The following is a 15,463-nucleotide window of genomic DNA, read 5'->3' as shown; positions in this document are numbered from 1 at the left end:
TGCTGCGGACAGGGATAACGGAGAAAATGTATATCAAGGCACGCAGCAGCTGTGTGACTGCCCGTGCAGAAGCTTTCAGAGCGGCAAAAACCCAATCACATTCTGCCGTTTCTGTCAGAAGAATTCTGATCAGCCCCCAATACAAAGCTATTTTAATATTCAGCTGTGCTTTGTCCTTTTACTGTAAAGGAACAGCGCAGCCGCACCTGCACTGCAAAGTGCAGTAAACTCCAGAACAGGCGGTCTGTCACCTGTTTCGGGCGAATTTGCTGCTGCCGAGGTCACAGCAGCCTTTGTTGTTGCAGCTGCTGCTTTCTTAGTTTCAGCTTTTGTTTTTGCTGTCGTAGAGGTACTTGCTCCCGCAGCATACAAATTATTCTTTGCCGAAGTCGTTTTTGCGGAAACGACAGTGGCTTTCGATGTAGTTTTTGATGTTGAAGTCGTTGTTGCCTTCCTTGTTGTAGTCGTAGTAGTTACAGGCTTTGATGTAGTAGTTGTAATTACAGGTACAGCCTCTACCCATACTGCCGATGAAGTATTTATGGCTGTCTGAGTACGTATATCCTCATCGCCGTAGGCTTTTCCCTTAGCGTAGTGTACACAGGCTATCCTGTAGTAATACCCTCCGCGGACTTTAAGACTCAGTCCGTTGATATTGTGGTATTTCGTATCAGTTCCCGTGTAGTCACCGTAGGTATATTCATCATACCAATTCCGACCGTCACTGCTGTACTGTACAACTATATTCCTGAAGCCCACCTCTTTCATCTTTCCCGATACCTGAGTCTTTGCAGTCAGCTCAAGATATCCTCTTTCCTCCGATGAACATTTCAGCGAGCATTTTTCTATAAGTCCTATAGCATTTTCATACTGTTCATATACACTGTTGTCAACCGATGCGGCTTTCATCTGAACGGGTGCATACATCAGCATTACGCCTAAACAGGCAGCTGTTATGTATTTTAGTCTCATACCGCTGCCCTCACTTTTTCAGGAATTCCGAGGGATACGGAACAAAGCCCATTGCCGCTTCGACCCATGCTTCCTTATACATACCATTGCCGTGGAGAGTATATACGGTATTATCCCTGACAAATACTATGGTAGTGCCGTTGCCTTCGTCGATGACAACACCGCTCATATAGTCGTTTTTGAAGGTATCATATTCGTACTCGTCGCTCGGTATGAGCACATCAGGCATACGATCGGCGGATACATACTCCTCGATTATGATATCAAGTGAATTGTCATTATCGTCCGTAAAGGTGAAGTACATATCCTTTGAGTCCTTCATCTGCTCGAAATGGTAATCATCAAGGGTAAGGTCTCCGAGATAATAAGGCAGTTTTTCGGGATAGCAGGGATATATGTCATGCTCCTCGCATTTTTCGATAAGCTCTCTTGCTACCTCTCTTGAATACTCGTCACATCTGTCGGTTATTCCATGAGTACTTCCCGTACCTGAAGGACCTGCCGGTGCAGGTACGGTATTAGTTTCTGTTGTGACTGCTGCCGTGGGAACAGTTGTGATACCATATGTACCGCCTCCTGCCGACCATGTTTCCATAGCCCTTGTAGTAGTATAAGTACGTATATCGGACTGAGTTCCGCTCGCAGATGTAGCCAGTGTTGCCGTAGGCGGAATAGTTGTGGTTACAGGGTCAGCAGCTTCAAAGTCTCTTAACTCGTTAAGGTCAACGCTGAAGCCTGATTTTGCTATCTTCATCACTGTTTCGACGATATTTGCGCCGTAGGTGTTGATCGTGTAGAGGTTTGCTGCGATGCAGACGGCAATGCAGGCTGTGAGTGCTGCTGCCCATTTGCGCAGCTGTATGATCCGTCCGCGTTTTTTCCTTGCGCTGACTTCTCCGAGCACTTTTTCCGCAGAAACAGGCTTCGGAACTTCTTCGTCATTAATACTGATAACAGCGTTGGTGATTTCCTCAATGGCATCAAGATCACGCTCCTCTAACGGCTTTGAAAGCTCCTCATCGAGAAGCCTCTGAAGGTCATTAAGCATCTGATTGTCCGAAAGCTTATCGGAGATCAGTTTATCTTTCAATATTATCACTCCTTGTTTATGATAACGTCAATTGACAGTGTTCATTTTACACCGCGCAGCTTCTTTTTTATTTTATGTACCTTCCTGTACAATGCAGGTAAGGATATCCCCAGCTTCTTGGCTGCCGCCGTGCGTTGTCCGTAGTCGCTGTCGTAATACAGCTCTAAAAGCTGCCTTTCCTCCGCATCGAGAATATCCAGCGGACTGTCGGTATCTTCCGTAAATCCACCGCTGTCAGCGATATCCAGTGCCTCGGGACTGTCCTCTATGCTCACGGCAGGGGGCGGACTTTTCCGCACGAACGTCTTTATTACGTTATCTGCCGTCCTGTAGAGCCACAGCCTTATATTATCCGTTTCATCAAGCCTTTCATGCTTTGTGAAAAAGACCACAAAGGCCTCCTGTGTGCAGTCCTCTGCCGAGTGATGACTGTATCCGAGCTTTGCGTAGCAGTAGCTGAATATTTCACGATAGTATTTCTCGATTATCAGCGTGCAATGTTCAGGCTCTATCAACAGTCTCACTTCCTTCCGTCGATAAGCTTCTGTAATATAAATGTCGCAAAAACACTTACTTTTTCTCTCAAAGCCTCATCTTTGTACGCCTGCACAAAAACTGCGGCACTAATTTGGATATTATTGCCGCAGTTCCCAAACATATTATATTTTATCATCTTACCATGAGTTTGTCAATCATAAGCCTGCTTAGCCGCAATACAAATCACTCCTCGAAGCTCTCAGGGTGTTTGGGCTTGCGCTTATAGCGTCTTTTGTCGGTATCGACTACCTTTGTTGCAGGGTCAACGCCGTTCCAGCTGCTGCGCTTTGCGGAGTCTATTTTCTTTTTCTCCTTTTTGCTCATTTTGTCATATGATACGAATTTATCCATATTTTCCTCCATTCACAGTGATATCACGAACAGCTGCTCTTTGCCGCCGTATACCGACTCATAGTCGCCAATATAGCAGAAGCCGTACTTCTCATACAGCCCCTTTTCTCCGCTCATGATATACACCTTGTCATATCCGATTGTTTTGGCATATTCAAGGACTGCCTTTATAATCTTCTCCGATATCCTCTTGCCCCGATGAGCCTCATCAACAAAAACGAAACCTATCAGCGGTGTGTAAGGATATTTCGGGTCAAGCTCGTCCTTTTCCGTGAGAGTGCAGAAGCCCACAGGCTCATCGCCCTCAAAGGCGGCAAATACACGTTCCCAGTCCTTGAAAGCGTTATTTCGCATAAGCTCGGCAAGGTACTTTCCTGCCCTCCACGAGCATTTTTCGGCAAAAGCCGCAGTGTTTTCCCATTTTTCATGGGTATTTGTAATTGTATAAATTATCATTGCATCTCCTATTATTTATGCGGCAATGCATTTATCGCCAAGTGATTTCATTTTAAAAAGGCGGGCTGATGTAGGCATCAGCCCCTACATGATGTTTCTGTTTTCGGGCGCACACTGTGCGCCCATACAATTTATTCCTCGCCTGCCTTGAAGTTGTAAATAGGCTTAATGACTTCGTTTATCTCCACAGTATCGCCGATATTCTCCACGATATCCTCCATTGACTTATAAGCCATAGGGCACTCGTCAAGAGTCTGTGCATTTACCGATGTTGTGTAGATACCGTCCATCTGCTTTTTGAACTCGGAAACAGTAAAGCTCTGCTTAGCCTGTGAACGTGACATAAGTCTGCCTGCACCGTGAGGGGCAGAACAGTTCCAGTCGGGATTGCCCTTACCTGTACAGATAAGGCTTCCGTCACGCATATTTATAGGTATGAGGAGCTTTTCCCCTTCCTTTGCCGATACCGCTCCCTTACGCAGTATCATGGTATCGGTATCAATGTAATTGTGTATAGTCGTGAACTGCTCCGTAACGTGCAGATGCATACCCTTGATTATCTCGTCCATCATTGCCTGACGGCTCAGCATTGCGAACTGCTGGACTATCTTCATATCGTGGATATACTGTTCAAACAGCTCGCCCTCGCAGTAAGCAAGATGCTTTGGAACATCAGTGGTTTTAGTATTCTCAAGCTTTTTCAGCTCTGACTGTATCTGCTTCTGCTTTCCCTCAGCTTTAAGCCTTGCAATAAGCTCATCGACTTCCTTGTCCGAGCTCTTGTTCAGCCGTCTGTAGGCTTCATTCTGGTAGTACTTAGCTACCTCCACACCAAGATGACGTGAGCCCGAGTGGATAACGATATAAATAGCTCCGTCCTCACCCTTGTCGGCTTCGATGAAGTGATTTCCGCCGCCGAGAGTACCGATGCTCTTCTCGGCTCTGAGCGGGTCAATATGCTTATAGCAGTAAAGCTCTGTCAGGTCGATCTTCTCGCTGTAACGGTGAGTCTTCTCTCTTATTGAAAAGCCCGAGGGTATCTTCTCATAGATAAGCTTATCCAGCTTCTGCAATTCGATATGCTTTTCCTTCAGCCTTACTGTCTCCATTCCGCAGCCTATATCCACGCCTACAAGATTAGGTATCACCTTATCCGTAATAGTCATGGTAGTACCGATAGTACAGCCTGCACCTGCATGAACATCAGGCATTATCCTTATCTGTGAGCCTGCACTCATTGGCTGACTGCAAAATGCTATGATCTGCGAAACAGCGTCCTGTTCGATCACTTCCGTAAAAACCTTAGCTGAATTGTATTTTCCATTTAATACGATCATATTATTCCTTTCCGAGTCTGCCCGAGCGCATAAAAAAAGCACTCCCGCAGGAGTGCATAATGCTCTGTATACGCAAAAGCTCAGCACATGGCTGAACACTTCGGGCAAACTCCATGCTTTTCTGTAATGATATTTGATTTCGGCATCTGATAAAATTTATTGAATATGGTCATGGTGTTCACCGTCCTTTCATAGAATATGGATTTATTATAATCGCCATAATATTCAAAGTCAAGCCGTATAAAAAACTGTAACCAAACTGTAATAATTAGCCGAAGAGGATAAAAAAGCACCCAAAACCGCTCTAAAAAATCTTTGAACTGTATAAAGGTTCATATGAACTTATTTGTAGGAATTATCCTTCTGTGCATTATGCATAAAAGACAGTTATAATATATACAAACCGTATTTTTTGTCGCCTATTGACATAAAAGCAAAAATAATATATAATTACATCATGCAGTTGAAACAGGTCAGCTGCTGTAAATATTATATGTGCTACGCATAAGCACAGCATCATGATATGGAGGTTTATATGTTCGATGATGTTAACTGGGGAGTTATTATCCCCTCCGGTATAGGAATTATTTTACTCCTTATAATTATTTTCACAGGTTACATAAAGGCTCCGCCGGATACCGCTTATATTATCTCAGGTCTGAGAAAAAAGATCATAATCGGTAAGGCAAGCATACGTATCCCCTTCTTTGAGCGTGTCGACAAGCTGAAATTACAGCTTATCGCCGTTGATGTAAAGACTTCAAGTGCTGTTCCTACAGCAGACTATATCAACATCAATGTTGACGCTAACGTAAACGTAAAGGTAAGCAGTGACCCGACTCTCATAAAGCTGGGTGCTGAAAACTTCCTTAACAAGGATACCGCTTATGTTGCTAAGGTAGCAAGAGAGGTTCTCGAAGGTAATATGCGTGAGATCGTTGGTCAGATGTCCCTTGAGGCTATGGTAAACGACCGTAAGGCATTCGCTGAAAAAGTTCAGGAAAACGCTGCTCCTGACCTCAACAGAATGGGTCTTGAGATAGTTTCCTTCAACGTTCAGAACTTTACCGACGACCAGAACCTTATTGAAAATCTCGGTATCGACAACACCACAAAGATCCAGAAGAAGGCTGCTATCGCACGCGCTGAGTCCGAAAAGGAGATCGAGATCGCCAAGGCTCAGGCTAAGAAAGAAGCTAACGACGCTAAGATACTTGCTGAGACCGAGATCGCTCAGAAAAACAACGAGCTCGCTATCCGTCAGGCTGAACTCAAGAAGGAAGCTGATACACAGCTTGCTATTGCAGATGCAGCTTATGAGATACAGCGCGAGGAACAGCGTAAGACCATTGAGGTTTCAAAGGCTAACGCTAACATCGCTGCTTCCGAAAAGGACGTAGAGCTCAAGGCTCGTGAGGCTGAGGTAACTGAAAAGGCTCTCGAAGCTCAGATCAAGAAAAAGGCTGAGGCTGACCGCTATAAGGCTCAGCAGGAAGCCGATGCAAAGCTCTATCAGCTCAAGAAAGAGGCTGAAGCAGATCGTTTCCAGCGTGAGCAGGAGGCTGAGGCTCAGAAGGCTGAGGCTGAAGCTCAGAAGTTCGCTAAGATGCAGGAGGCTGAAGGTATCGCTGCCGTAGGTAAGGCAGAGGCTGACGCTATCCGTGCAAAGGGTCTTGCTGAGGCTGAAGGTATCAACGCTAAGGCTGAGGCTATGAAAAAATACGGTGAAGCTGCTATCCTCGAAATGTACTTCAAGGCTCTGCCTGAGGTCGTTAAGAATGCTGCTACACCTCTGTCACAGGTTGACAAGATCACAATGTACGGCGACGGCAATTCAAGCAAGCTCGTAGGTGATATCATTGGTTCTACCACAAAGGTAACCGATGGTCTCTCGGCTGCTACAGGTGTTGACCTCAGAAATCTGCTTGCAAGCTTTCTCGGCGACAAGAAGGCTGATACAAAAACAGCTGATAAAACAACAGTTGATGCAACAACAGCTGACACAACAACAGTTAATGCAACAGATAACAGCTCAGAGTCTGACGAATATATCTACAACTATGAAGAGAACAGAAACGATAAGTCTGATACCTCTCGTACTTACGGCTACTTTACTGAGATCAATCCGGATGGCGAAGATCCAACACATAATTAACATTCACAGCACAAAAACAATACCCTCTGATGATATGCGGTCATCAGGGGGTATTTTTTTCATTTTTTCACCTTATTCAGATATAATTGGTACTTCCATATTGCGCAAAAAATGGTTGGTCGTTTTGTAGAGTTTTCACAAAGTTTCGCAAAAAGCATTTACAAAAGTCGTCATATAGATTATAATGATAATAGAATTATTGATATTACGCAAAAACCGAATAGCAATATTTGGTCACAGGCCTCTGTAACTACGTTCAGAGGGGGGGTATTAAAAATGATAAAACATCTTTCAGGAGACTTTGAAACAGTTGAGTATGACACCAAGAAATATGCCATGCTTTATGATAACGTGGAAAATGAGCCATATCCTGTTCATTGGCATAATGCTGTAGAATTCGTTATGCCGCTGAAAAACGAGTACACAGTAAAAGTTAACGGCATAGACTATAAGATCCCCGAAAACGATGTTCTCATCGTTCCTCCTGGGGAGCTCCACAGTATGCCTGCAATTCCGGGCAGACGTATTATATTCCAGTGCGATAACAGTATCCTCGGTGAGATATCTGCTCTCGAGCCTGTTATGCGTTCGCTGAACTCTCCTGTACTCATTAATATGGAAATGGACAGAGAGCTTCATGTGCTCGCAAAGAAAACAATGCTGGATATCCTTTCCCTTTACACCTCCAAGTCAGAGCTTGCTGATGTAAAGATATACGTAAAGGTCATAGAATTATTCATGGCTCTCCGCGAGTATCAGCTGGAGCAGCAGAAGATAGTTATGGACTGCGATGACGAAAAGATAGACGAATACAGTGAAAAGTTCGGTACTGTACTGAAGTATATCGACAATAACTATATGTACGATATCACTCTCGAACAGCTTGCAGATGTGGCAGGCTACAGCAAATACCACTTCTCGCGTATATTCAAGCAGTATAATGCAATGTCATACTTACAGTACATAAACGCAAGACGTACAAAGGCTGCGGAACTTCTCCTGCTTGATCCCGCTATTCCTATTACGGAAGTTGCTATGCGTTCGGGCTTCAAGAGCCTGACCACCTTCAACCGTATCTTCAAGGAGATAAAGCACTGTACTCCTACAGACTTCAAAAAACTCTATGCACTGAGATAAAATTATTCCCGAAGTTATAAGAAGGATACCATACAGAAGTTTTGCCCCGAAGCATTTCAAAGTGCTTCGGGGCATTGTATTTTACACGGTCACTGAGATAAATCAGAATTTGTGGCTTTTCGTATAGCAAATATGACACAAGCCCCAATCATAACACCGCTCGTATTTAATATTATATCATCAATATCTGTATGCCTTTCGGGACTTAGCAATTGGGACAGCTCAATAAAGACAATAAAACAAATCCCTGCGATCACAGTTTTTTTGATATTATCAAACTTGCGAAAACAGATAGGCAATACTATTCCAAAAGGTATAAACATTGCTATGTTCCCGATAATATTGATAAGCCATCCATCATATCTGTCAAAGAGAAAATAGAACGGGATAAAGTTTATCATGTCAGATGGTGTCTTTGAAAATCCAATCGTTAGTGTACCTATTTTTCCATCAACATAATGTAACGGAAAATATACAAATCTTGCAATAACTACAAGGCATATATATACAAGAAGCATCTGTAATTCACGTTTTACTGAAAACTTCTTGAATCTTATCGCAATTATGAATCGCACAAGTATCCAAATGAGAGTTATAAAAATAAACATCTGTAGATAGGAAATCTCGATCACAGTCTCTACCTCATCCTTTCTTTAGCAGATAGCTTGATAAATTCCGATTTATGCTCACAAACATTATATCACGACATCGATACATTGTCAATAAAAACGCCATAGTACCTCTGACTTTTCATCAGAAATACTATGGCTTAATACTTCTATATCAGCGTCGCCTGTAAAACCTCGGGGACTTTTATTACTTTATAATATCTAATACAAACTGGAACTGCTCGGGATCATCTATTCTGTAGACTCTTGTGCACATATTTGACGAGCAGCTGGTGCCTCCGTCATAAATAGCTATCAGCTTCTTATCCATAGAAATACTGATATCCTTTAAAACATTTTCGTTTGATATCATAACAAATGTATTGCCAAAATCAGCCTCAAACTCGGGCGAACCATAACCAGCCCAAAGATCAGGTACCATGTTTTCTTTTTTAAGCTCGATATTATCAAAGCACTTCTTGAACTGCTCTATCTGCTCAGGAGTCATAGAAATTCTTTCGTCCCTGTCACCTGCAATTACAGTATAATCACAGTCATTCCATGCAAGCACCTCAGAAAAATCAATTGCATTACACTTATGCTCATATATCTCAGCCTCATTTTCATCAGGCTCCCAGTTGCGAAAATCATCAGGGATATAGGTACCGAAAATATCGCCTAACTTGCATCCGAAATGCTTGTCATCACACCTATAGAACTTCCAGTCCTGATCTGCGATAACACCGTTTTCATCATATGTCACACTATAAATAGTAGCAGTATCGGTGTAGTCAAATGAAGCATAGGAAACAGTTGAGCCTTCATCACATCTGATAGTAAAGTTATTTCTGTTAGGATCAAATGACCAGGCATGATAAACGTCAATGCCGTCGAATTCAAACCATTTCTGGCTGTTTATAAGCTCAGCCATTTTATCGTATTTCTCCTGATCTGCCTGAGCAAAATCAAGAGTGAAAGGTGAAACATTATAATCCTTTGCAAGTATATCAGTGAATGGTGAATCTTCACAGGCTGTAAATGTAGTCTTTTCTGCGAAAGGATCCATGTCCAGTATGTCCTTCATGCCCTTGTAGAAGGCATTAAAATCAACTCTATAATATTTTATATCTGTAATAGGCTGCAGATCCTGTGGCGATTCGAGTGAAGCTGCGCCAACTAATCCTGAATCAGAAACTGCAACAAAATATTTCTTATTGTCTTTTGACCATGATATCATGGCATATTTTTCATCATTAATTTCATTTTCGTCAAGCACTTTAACTTCAGCTTCTTCTATTTCGTCGCCCCAGTTGAAAGTGTTCAGAAAATCTGCAAGCTTACTGCGTGTTTCATCGGAAAATCCGATCAGTTCCTCACCATCATCACCAAATTTTATCGAAAATTCAAAGTCATTAAAGTCACCGAACGGACAACCTGTATTGCTCATCTGCTCGTCCGGCTCTGAAAAAACTGTAGTAGACTCAACATCTGCTACGGGTGAAGAACCGTTTCTGTGAAACAGATATCCTGTTGTACCAATTCCGCCTGCAATTACTGCACAGGCTGCAACAGCACTTATGCTGCGCATAATGCGATTTTTTGGCTTTACTCTTTCGGCAGTGAATACATGGTCTGTATATCCGTCGTTATCTATTTTACTGATGACTTTATTTCGTGCTGTGTTTTCACAAGCAGCTATAATTCTTTCTTTTGTATCCTTAGGCATTTTGATTTTCTCCATTTCATTTTTTAATTTATTAGTCATGCTACAATATACTCCTTTCGGTATTTTTCCCTCAGCAGCTTTCTGCCTCTTGACAGGCGCATTTTAACTGCCGAAACACTTAATCCGGTAATTTTAGATATCTGATCTATCTTATAATCTTCAACATAATAAAGTACAAGTATTATTCTGTATTTATCGTCAAGCTCTGAAAGAGCTTCGAGTATTCCACTGTCATGCTCTTCGATGAAATATCCCTGCAAAAGCTCTTCACTTTCTGTTTTATGTCGAGTGCGATACCTCAGCATATCGCGGCATTTATTAGTGGCTACAGTGATGAGCCATGCTTTTTCGTGTCCTTCACCCTTAAATGTCGGGGTATTCTGTACATACTTTATAAATGTTTCCTGTACAGCGTCCTCGGCATCAGCGGTGTTCTTTAACATAACGAGACATATTCTGTACAGCATATCACCGTATTTCTCGACCGCCTCGCGAGCGCAGCCGTTTGTAAGCAATATCATCAACTCCTTTCACTATAAACACGCACCTAAAAACAATATGGTCACATAAAAATCAAAATGTCCGAATTACATTATAGCACATTATAATAAAAATGAAAAGACAGCCGATAGTAACCGACTGCCTTTCAGGGGATATTAAAATTTGGAGAAATCTTAACTAAGTTGTGCCGATCACCGACCAGATGATCGGCACATAATTTTTAATACTTACGTATCAATTAGACACGAGTGTGGATCTGACCACCTGCAAGAGTCTTGCCCTTAGCTGCTGCAAGATCAGAGATGTTTACGTTCTGGTAACCATTCTGTGCGAGCCATGGGAGAACTTCTTCCATAGCAGCAGCTGTTGTAGCATAGTTCTCGTGGCAGAGTACGATAGCACCCTCAAGTGAACCATTCTGTGCAGCCTGCTTGATTGTATTTACGATCTGATCCTTAGAAGCATTATCCCAGTCCTTTGTATCGATTGCACAGCTGATAAGCGGTACATCGTAGAGAGCTGACTTAACCTGTCCGCCGCCATCGAGATATGGAAGTCTCATGAGGTGTGAAGGCTCAGTACCGATAATGTTCTTGAGCTTGCTGTTGCACTGCTCCCACTCGCTTCTGATCTGCTGTGAACCAAGTGAACCGAGTGAAGGATGTGACTTTGTATGGTTAGCTACTTCCATACCATTCTGGTAAGCGAACTTAACCTGATCGTTTGTCTTGATCCAGTCGCCAACATAGAAGAATGTAGCTGTCATGTTGTTCTTGATAAGAGCGTCCATTATCCTGTATGCAGGATCCTGTCTGCTTGTAGCTGATGCACCATCATCGAATGAGATAGCGCAGAGCTTCTTTGTCTTATCTACCTTTGGTGTAGTACCCTGCTGTGAATCTGTACCCTGCTGAGAGTCAGAACCCTGCTGTGAGCCACCGCCTGTTACTTCGATTGAGAGGCTTGATACGTTTGCCTTACCGCTGCTCTCCCAACCTTCAACGTTGAGTGCAACCTCTGTGAGGTTACCGATGTTCCAACCAGCATTTGCCCAAGCCTTGAAGTGATCTGATACTGTGATAGTACCTGATGTTCTCTTAGACTTACGTACGCTGAAGTACTGCTTGAAGTTACGTGACTGGTTGTCAAGGATTGTAGGACCGTAATGATCGAGCTGGAATATCTCGTACTCAGCACCGTCGATTGTAACTGTCTTGCTTGCGCCGTTTGGCTTCGGGCACCAGTTTACCCAGTCCTCAATGATGTAATACTCTACGAGCGGATCTGTCATCCAACCGTAAACGCAGAGTCTTGAGTTACCCTGTGAGCTTGCTGAATAGTCTGCTGCGTAATCCATTACGATCTTACCGCAGTCTGTAGCCTTCTTTGTGCGGTCGAAGTCTAAACCACGACGAGCGAGGAAGTTACCTGAAGAAACCTGTGCACTCCAGTCTGTGCTGAATGTAGCACCCTTTCCAAGTGTCATGTTACCGCTTCCGCCTGTATTATCGAGCCAGATCTCATAGCTGTAGCCATCGCTTGTACCCTTGTACTGGTTTTTGCCGTTGCCTACAGAGAATTTCTGACCGTTGGCTGTTGTGCCGGTAGGCTTAGTTGTAGTTGTTGTAACCTTCTGAGTTGTAGTTGTTGTTGTAGCCTTCTTAGTTGTAGTTGTTACAACAGGAGGATTTGTGATGTTGCTTGACCAGCTCTCAGGGAGAGACTTGATAAGACCTAAGAGATATCTCTGAAGAGCCAGAGCATCGTTTGTTGTGATACCGCTGCCTGCCTGATATACGTCAGCATTAGCAGTCTGCTGTTCTGTAAGTGAATACTTATTTGGATTTGCAAGTGACTGCATGATAAGAACTACGTCGCCCATATCTACTGTGCTGTCCTTGTTAGCGTCGCCCCACTTGCTTACCTTAGCTTCAAATGCAGACTTAGGATCCTGTGTTACTACAGGAGCTGTTGTAGTTGTTACTACAGGTGCAGTAGTAGTTGTTGTTGTAGTTACCTCATTCTCATACTTTTCAGCATACTTATCCATGATCTTGATGATGTCATTGTAGAATGACTTAGGCTGGTAGTTGCTGAATGGAAGTGGTGAACCACCGTTCTCACGGTATCTCCAGCTTCTCTCATCGGTTGTACCCCAGAGAGTTACACAAGAGATGTTCTTAGCGTGCTTACAGATAACCTCGAAGATCTCAGGGTAAAGCTTGCTGTTTGTACCTGTGCTGTTTGTGATATCAAGCTCTGTTACCTGAACATCAAGACCGAGGCTCTCAAACTTCTTGATAGCTGTCTCATACTCACTTGCTGAAGGATATCTGGAGTCAAGGTGTGACTGCATACCGATACCGTCGATGTAGTTACCTTCTGCCATTACCTTCTTAGCCATGTTGTAGAGATCGTTTGTCTTAGCGCTCATGTACTCATTGTAATCGTTGAGGTAGAGCTTTGTTGTGCTTGGAGCATACTGTCTTGCATACTTGAATGCATTGATAACGAAGCTGTCATTACCGTATACTCTTACCCAACCTGAGTTGCTTGCTGGTCTCATTCCACCGCCGTCATTAACGAAGAGCTCGTTACATACATCGTAAGAATGGAGCTTGAGGTTAGGATAATTCTTCTTGATAGCATCAAAAGTATTCTTGATCATGCTCTCAAGACGCTTGTTCATTCTGTCAGCAGATACATCTCTGCCGTTCTCCTGGAACAGTGAGTTTGGAGTCTGGCTGTACCATACGAAGGTATGACCACGAACACCGATTCCGTTCTGTTGAGCGAACTTAAGAATAGGATCTGCATTTCTGAGGCTGATGTTTACATTATCGCCGTTTACACCAGCTACGATAGAATCAGGCTTCATTTCGTTCTCACAAGTGATAGAATTGTAATTCTGCTTGATGAAATTCTGTCCCTGTGATGTATTTATTTCGTTTGCACTTACGGAAGTACCGAGTCTGAATAACGGACCTGCGTGATCCTTAAATCCGTCTCCGCCCTTCTTGTAAGTATAATCCATGTTCTGATGTGAACCAAGACCCTCATCTATTACTATAGGTGTCTCGTCTTCTCCACCGCCGGGTGTAGGTGTAGGAGTTGATGTATCAACTGTACCACCGCCTGTCTTAACAGAAGAAGACTTGCCTGATTCAGAAACCTGAACTGCGTCTACATAGAAATCGCAGAGGTCACCTGAGCTCTCAGGTGTTTCGATATAGAGTAACATATCGCCTGAATTAGCAGGGATAGTAAACTTTGTATTCTCGATTTTTGTCCACTCGCCACTCTTTGTGTCAGCTGTAGCGATCTGAGTATAAGATGCGCCGTTGCCGTCACCCTGCTGGAGTGACATCTGTATTGTTGAAGAGCTGCCAGTCTTCTGCATTACTGCTGCGCTGAAGCTGTATGTCTGGCCTGGGATGAACTTGCTTGAATCAAGTGCGATAGAGCAGCCATTCCACTCCTGGCTTCTTCCTGAAACATAGAGTGACTTGCTTCCGGAATAGTAGTTGCTTGAATCAGTTGCTACTGACGCATCGCCTCTGCCTGACCAGTTGTCCTTGCCGCTCTCAAATGTGCTTGTGAAGAAGTCACCGTTTGCATCGCCCTTTACAGGCTCTGAAGGTGTTGTTACAGTTGTGGTTGTATCGTCGCCGAGACCGTTCTCATAAACTTTGACGCTCTTTACATTAGCAGATCCGTTTGATCTGTAACCTTCGATATTAAGTGAAACTTCATAGAGAGTACCCGACATATCAAGGCCCTTCTGGCTCCATGCGTCGAAGTGCTTGCCTACGTGGATTGTGCCCTTCATGTAGTTTGTCTGATTATTAGCCGAGCCGCTTCTCTGACGTATGCTCCAGTACTGTGGGAAAGTAGCAGTACCGTCAAGTGATGGCTGGTTGTAACGCATTGTCTTTGCAATGTCGTATGTATTTCCGTCAAGAGTTACTGTACCCTTGTTTTCTGCACCGTTTCCGGGTGGCCTCCAGTCGCCCCAACCTTCAACGATATAGTACTCCATGAGAGGATTTCTTGTCCATCCGTAAACGCACATATAAGAATTTCCTCTTGGTGTGTACTCAACATCATAAGTAAGTGTGATGTCCTTACCTATGCTCTTGTAATTCTGCTTTTTGCTGTCGTAGTTCTTGCCCATACGTGCAAGGAAGTTTTCAATGTTGCTCCATGAGCAGGTAAATGATCCTGCGCTTGGCTGCATTGAAACCTGACCCTGACCGTTCTGGTTCCACATTTCGTAGTCGTATCCGCCGATGTTTCCTCTTGTCTGCTGGTCAGCAGCCTGAACAACAGCAGCAGGGATCGATGGGATACTTGAAGCAACCATCAGTGCAGTAATGCCTGCGCTGACAAATCTTTTGAAGTTGCTCTTTTTCATGTCGATCATTCCTCACTTTCATTTGTGATTAATATAAATGATATCTTTTCGTTTTAGCTAAGAAAAAGCACAAAAAACACTAATTCTGTTTCTGCGTCCCTCCTTCTCCTCAGCTTCTGCTATCATTTTATTACATTTCTGTGAACTATTCAAGTCAAAATTTGCTAACAATTATTTTG

Annotated in this window: 12 protein-coding genes; 2 read left to right on the top strand and 10 right to left on the bottom strand. The window is 43.4% G+C overall.

What is annotated here, in order from left to right; translation table 11 throughout:
* Window positions 1–159: 159 nt before the first annotated feature.
* The 6 genes from BUB28_RS08535 to BUB28_RS08510 form a co-directional block, all read right to left on the bottom strand.
* Window positions 160–972: a hypothetical protein gene (locus BUB28_RS08535; protein WP_139277531.1), complete on the bottom strand. Its 813-nt coding sequence runs from the start codon at window positions 970–972 to the stop codon at window positions 160–162.
* Between the two features lie 10 nt (window positions 973–982).
* Window positions 983–2,062, bottom strand: a complete 1,080-nt coding sequence (locus BUB28_RS08530; protein ID WP_072950614.1) for a DUF4367 domain-containing protein — start codon at window positions 2,060–2,062, stop codon at window positions 983–985.
* A gap of 41 nt (window positions 2,063–2,103) precedes the next feature.
* A complete protein-coding gene (locus BUB28_RS08525) occupies window positions 2,104–2,577 on the bottom strand; it encodes an RNA polymerase sigma factor (RefSeq protein WP_072950612.1) in 474 nt (157 codons plus the stop codon).
* Window positions 2,578–2,782: 205 nt separating this feature from the next.
* On the bottom strand, window positions 2,783–2,962 hold the full coding sequence (locus BUB28_RS17040) for a hypothetical protein (protein ID WP_072950611.1): 180 nt from the start codon (window positions 2,960–2,962) through the stop codon (window positions 2,783–2,785).
* Entirely contained in the window at window positions 2,963–3,406 is a 444-nt protein-coding gene (locus BUB28_RS08515; protein ID WP_072950609.1) for a GNAT family N-acetyltransferase, read from the bottom strand.
* A gap of 131 nt (window positions 3,407–3,537) precedes the next feature.
* On the bottom strand, window positions 3,538–4,743 hold the full coding sequence (locus tag BUB28_RS08510; protein WP_072950607.1) for an RtcB family protein: 1,206 nt from the start codon (window positions 4,741–4,743) through the stop codon (window positions 3,538–3,540).
* A 535-nt stretch (window positions 4,744–5,278) separates the two neighbouring features.
* Between BUB28_RS08510 and BUB28_RS08505 the strand changes: the two genes are divergently transcribed.
* Window positions 5,279–6,898, top strand: a complete 1,620-nt coding sequence (locus BUB28_RS08505) for a flotillin family protein (protein ID WP_072950606.1) — start codon at window positions 5,279–5,281, stop codon at window positions 6,896–6,898.
* Window positions 6,899–7,174: 276 nt separating this feature from the next.
* Window positions 7,175–8,035: an AraC family transcriptional regulator gene (locus BUB28_RS08500; protein WP_072950604.1), complete on the top strand. Its 861-nt coding sequence runs from the start codon at window positions 7,175–7,177 to the stop codon at window positions 8,033–8,035.
* Between the two features lie 89 nt (window positions 8,036–8,124).
* Here BUB28_RS08500 and BUB28_RS08495 read toward each other — a convergent pair whose 3' ends face one another.
* The 4 genes from BUB28_RS08495 to BUB28_RS17260 all read right to left on the bottom strand — a co-directional run bounded on the left by BUB28_RS08495 (window position 8,125) and on the right by BUB28_RS17260 (window position 15,284).
* Entirely contained in the window at window positions 8,125–8,667 is a 543-nt protein-coding gene (locus BUB28_RS08495; RefSeq protein ID WP_072950602.1) for a VanZ family protein, read from the bottom strand.
* A gap of 184 nt (window positions 8,668–8,851) precedes the next feature.
* Window positions 8,852–10,408, bottom strand: a complete 1,557-nt coding sequence (locus BUB28_RS08490) for a hypothetical protein (protein ID WP_072950600.1) — start codon at window positions 10,406–10,408, stop codon at window positions 8,852–8,854.
* Window positions 10,405–10,890, bottom strand: coding sequence for an RNA polymerase sigma factor (locus BUB28_RS08485; RefSeq protein WP_072950599.1), 486 nt, complete (start codon window positions 10,888–10,890; stop codon window positions 10,405–10,407). The genes BUB28_RS08490 and BUB28_RS08485 overlap by 4 nt, the downstream gene beginning before the upstream one ends.
* Before the next feature lie 218 nt (window positions 10,891–11,108).
* Window positions 11,109–15,284 (bottom strand): glycoside hydrolase family 11 protein, encoded by a 4,176-nt coding sequence (locus BUB28_RS17260; RefSeq protein WP_072950597.1) that lies wholly within the window; start codon window positions 15,282–15,284, stop codon window positions 11,109–11,111.
* Between the last annotated feature and the right edge of the window lie 179 nt (window positions 15,285–15,463).

Origin of the sequence: Ruminococcus flavefaciens (genome assembly GCF_900143025.1) — a bacterium.
GTDB classification, from domain to species: domain Bacteria; phylum Bacillota; class Clostridia; order Oscillospirales; family Ruminococcaceae; genus Ruminococcus; species Ruminococcus flavefaciens_I.
This window is presented reverse-complemented; position numbering and strand designations above follow the sequence as displayed.

What these genes read in the sequence shown, in the direction of transcription:
- BUB28_RS08535 (WP_139277531.1), bottom strand. Translation starts at nt 972, where the DNA reads ATGAGACTAAAATACATAACAGCTGCCTGTTTAGGCGTAATGCTGATG.
- BUB28_RS17040 (WP_072950611.1), bottom strand. Translation starts at nt 2,962, where the DNA reads ATGGAGGAAAATATGGATAAATTCGTATCATATGACAAAATGAGCAAA.
- BUB28_RS08515 (WP_072950609.1), bottom strand. Translation starts at nt 3,406, where the DNA reads ATGATAATTTATACAATTACAAATACCCATGAAAAATGGGAAAACACT.
- BUB28_RS08510 (WP_072950607.1), bottom strand. Translation starts at nt 4,743, where the DNA reads ATGATCGTATTAAATGGAAAATACAATTCAGCTAAGGTTTTTACGGAA.
- BUB28_RS08505 (WP_072950606.1), top strand. Translation starts at nt 5,279, where the DNA reads ATGTTCGATGATGTTAACTGGGGAGTTATTATCCCCTCCGGTATAGGA.
- BUB28_RS08500 (WP_072950604.1), top strand. Translation starts at nt 7,175, where the DNA reads ATGATAAAACATCTTTCAGGAGACTTTGAAACAGTTGAGTATGACACC.
- BUB28_RS08490 (WP_072950600.1), bottom strand. Translation starts at nt 10,408, where the DNA reads ATGACTAATAAATTAAAAAATGAAATGGAGAAAATCAAAATGCCTAAG.
- BUB28_RS08485 (WP_072950599.1), bottom strand. Translation starts at nt 10,890, where the DNA reads ATGATATTGCTTACAAACGGCTGCGCTCGCGAGGCGGTCGAGAAATAC.
- BUB28_RS17260 (WP_072950597.1), bottom strand. Translation starts at nt 15,284, where the DNA reads ATGAAAAAGAGCAACTTCAAAAGATTTGTCAGCGCAGGCATTACTGCA.